This is a genomic window from Synechococcus sp. MU1655 (genome assembly GCF_023630655.1).
Taxonomy (GTDB): domain Bacteria; phylum Cyanobacteriota; class Cyanobacteriia; order PCC-6307; family Cyanobiaceae; genus Synechococcus_C.
Genome location: NZ_JAKUHK010000234.1, coordinates 1 through 3,227 on the forward strand (window position 1 = coordinate 1; position 3,227 = coordinate 3,227).

At 55.5% G+C, this 3,227-nt stretch carries 4 protein-coding genes; 1 reads left to right on the plus strand and 3 read right to left on the minus strand.

Annotation, left to right across the window (positions count from 1 at the left end):
- Nucleotides 1-610: aminotransferase class III-fold pyridoxal phosphate-dependent enzyme (locus tag NCN04_RS09890; RefSeq protein ID WP_250395980.1), on the minus strand; the 610-nt coding region annotated here is incomplete at its 3' end.
- Nucleotides 611-704: 94 nt separating this feature from the next.
- Between NCN04_RS09890 and NCN04_RS09895 the strand changes: the two genes are divergently transcribed.
- Nucleotides 705-2,219: an FAD-linked oxidase C-terminal domain-containing protein gene (locus tag NCN04_RS09895; protein ID WP_250395981.1), complete on the plus strand. Its 1,515-nt coding sequence runs from the start codon at nucleotides 705-707 to the stop codon at nucleotides 2,217-2,219.
- Between the two features lie 36 nt (nucleotides 2,220-2,255).
- Here the strand turns inward: NCN04_RS09895 and xth are convergent, their stop codons facing one another.
- Both xth and NCN04_RS09905 read right to left on the minus strand, forming a co-directional pair.
- Nucleotides 2,256-3,080 (minus strand): exodeoxyribonuclease III, encoded by an 825-nt coding sequence (gene xth, locus NCN04_RS09900; RefSeq protein WP_250395982.1) that lies wholly within the window; start codon nucleotides 3,078-3,080, stop codon nucleotides 2,256-2,258.
- A partial coding sequence (locus NCN04_RS09905; protein WP_250395983.1) for a hypothetical protein occupies nucleotides 3,013-3,227 on the minus strand: 215 nt, incomplete at its 5' end. The genes NCN04_RS09905 and xth, both read right to left, overlap by 68 nt.

Genomic DNA, 3,227 nt, shown 5'->3' on the forward strand with positions numbered 1-3,227 from the left:
CGTCAGGATTCTCAGCGAAGAGCTGCTTGACCGATTCCAGATCGTTGTACGGAGCTGTCAGCGTGTTGGCTGTGGTGCTCCTTGGCACTCCGGGGGAATCAGGCAAACCGAGTGTTGCCACGCCTGAGCCAGCTTTGACGAGGAACATGTCCGCATGGCCGTGGTAACAGCCTTCGAACTTGATGATTTTGTCGCGCCCTGTAAAAGCTCGAATCAGGCGCAGCATCGACATGCAGGCTTCCGTGCCGCTGTTCACAAAGCGCACCATCTCAACGCTTGGGACGGCTTCAATCACCATCTCGGCCAGGGTGTTCTCTAAAGCGCAGGGAGCACCAAAGCTTGTGCCTTTTTCGATCGCCTCTTGGAGAGAGCTGATGACCTCTGGATGAGCATGACCGCAGATGGCTGGCCCCCAGCTGCCGATGTAGTCCACGTACTTATTGCCATCGACATCCCAGGCGTAAGGACCTTTAACCCGATCGAACACGATGGGTTGTCCGCCAACCGACTTGAAGGCGCGCACCGGAGAGCTCACTCCGCCGGGCATCAGAGCCTTGGCAGCACTGAAAATGGCTTCGGAGTGGCTGGTGTTCAGGTTGGAAGCAGTCACGGGGACGGGAGCCAAAGGGCAATTGCAAACCGTGCAACATCTTGACCCAAGATCGGCCCGATGTGTTTTTTCTGTAGTTGAAGCCTAAGAATTGATGACAAACCTGCCTAGGTTGCAACTGTTCGGCACGTCATCAGTGAACTACGACTGGCCAGCGCTTGAGCGGGAGTTGAGAGGGTTTCTTCCCTCCAAATCAGTGGTCGCGAAACGGCAGGAATTGTTGTCTTACGACTGTGACGGTCTCACCATGGATCGGCACATGCCAAGGCTTGCGGTGTTGCCGGAAACGGCCGAACAGGTAGCCCAAATTTTGGCGTGTTGTCATCGTCAAGGCATTCCTTTTGTGGCGAGAGGGAGTGGCACGGGGCTTTCAGGTGGTGCGTTGGTTGAGCAAGAAGCGCTGTTGGTCGTGACCAGTCGGATGCGCCGCATTCTCGAGATTGATCTCGAAAATCAGACGATCACGGTGGAGCCTGGGGTGATCAATAGTTGGGTGAGTCGTGCGGTTGTTGGTGATGGCTTTTATTACGCCCCAGATCCTTCGAGTCAGGTGGTTTGCAGCATCGGTGGCAATGTCGCTGAAAATTCAGGTGGTGTGCATTGTTTGAAGTACGGCGTCACCAGCAACCATGTGCTCTCCTTGGATGTAGTGCTGCCTAACGGCACACCCACGCGCCTTGGCACCTCGTTGTGCGATGCGGCTGAGCTTGATCTTCGGGGTGTGTTCATTGGGAGTGAGGGCACCCTTGGAATCGCCACGGCGATCACCCTTCGCTTGTTGCGTGCTCCCGATGCTGTTGGTGTGTTGCTGGCAGATTTCCCGTCCATGCAGGCCGCTGGAGAGGCTGTGCGGTTGATCACTCGCGCGGGGGTGTTGCCGGCTGGTCTGGAAATCATGGATCAGACCTGCATTGAGGCGGTGAATGAAGCGTTTGGCGAAGAGGAATATCCGCCGGAGGCCGGAGCTGTTTTATTGATTGAGCTCGATGGACAGGAACAGGAGGTCAAGCAAGCTGTCACAGTCACCACGGCCCTTTGTCGAGAGGCTGGGGCTGGAGCGATCCGTGAAGCCTGGAGTGAAGAGGATCGCGCCCGTCTTTGGAAAGGCCGTAAAAGTGCCATTTCAGCGCTGGGTAGGCAATACCCCAGCTATTACCTCCAAGACGGTGTGGTGCCACGTACGGCGCTGCCAAGGGTCCTCGAGGCCATTGATCAGCTCAGTGCCGAACACGGTCTCGTCGTTGCGAATGTGTTCCATGCCGGTGATGGCAACCTGCATCCTTTGATCTTGTACCGCACCTCAGAGCAGGGTGTGAATGAACGGGTGAAAGCTCTCGGCGGCGCGATCATGAATCTTTGCCTTGAGGTTGGCGGCAGCATCAGCGGTGAACACGGGGTTGGCAGTGATAAACGCTGTTATCTCGACCAAATGTTCAGCGCCGATGACCTGGTCAGCATGCAGTGGGTTCGGCTTGCTTTTGATCCGCTTGGCCGTGCCAATCCCGGGAAAATCTTCCCGACACCTCAGAGTTGCGGTGAGTCGATGCGACGTTCCGTGCAATTGCAAGCCGAGGGACAATCGCTTCCCGCAGAAGCCATTGTGTATTGAAGGAAGTGTTGGCTTCAAGCATCGTTCTGGGCAGAATCAGTCCTCAACCTCTTCGTCGTCCTCGAAGTCCCAGGCCAGGTCCACCACGACAGGTGCGTGGTCGCTGGGTTGGATGCGTCCCCGTTCTTGCTTGTCGATTGAACAGCTGCGAGCTACGTCCCGAAGCGTTTCATCGAGATAGATGTGATCGATTCGCCAGCCACGATCTCGATCCCAAGCACCACTGCGGTAATCCCACCAGCTCCAATGGCCGCTGTTCGGTTCGAACAGACGAAATGCATCCTGAAGGTCAGGACCTAGGGCCGCTTTCAACGCGTTCCGCTCGCGATCTGAGGCCATGATCCCCCCGGTTAAGCGATCTGGATCAGGGAGGTCTTTCGCGTCAAGACCAATATTGAAATCTCCCATCACGCAAAGCGGTTCATCTCTGGTTTGGATGGCCCTTAAGTAGCGCTCCAGACAGGACAGCCAGGTGAGTTTGAAGCTGTATTTATCCGAGCTGAGACTTGAACCATTGGGGACGTACAAATTCACGACTCGTACGCCATCGATGAGAGCGCTGATGACGCGTTTTTGCGCCCCAAGCTCTTCGGCTTCTGCGTCGTCAACGAGTTCTGCGCTGAAACCCATGCGCACGTCCTCCAGTGGTGTGCGACTAATCAGTGCAACGCCGTTGTAGGCCTTCTGTCCGTGAATCTGAACTTGATATCCCCTCTGGAGAAACGGCTCTAGCGGAAATTGAGGGTCGTCCACCTTGGTTTCCTGCAATGCCAACAGATCTGCTTGTGAGTGCTCAAGCCAATTCAGAACATGATCCAGTCGGGTTCGCACTGAGTTGACATTCCAGCTGGCGATTTTCATGGCTGACGAAAACGATTTCTTCTAGTGGTGGAAAGGGATCTTTTGGGATATTGTAGGTACAGGTTGTAGATACAGTGCTGTTGTGGGCGCCATCACAACTATCCCAGGCCGTAGCGGCTTTTACATCCGTGTTGCTGTCCCCAATCC

Bases quoted from the DNA above. Each gene is read 5' to 3' on its own strand.
- NCN04_RS09895 (WP_250395981.1), top strand. From the start codon at position 705: ATGACAAACCTGCCTAGGTTGCAACTGTTCGGCACGTCATCAGTGAAC.
- xth (WP_250395982.1), bottom strand. From the start codon at position 3,080: ATGAAAATCGCCAGCTGGAATGTCAACTCAGTGCGAACCCGACTGGAT.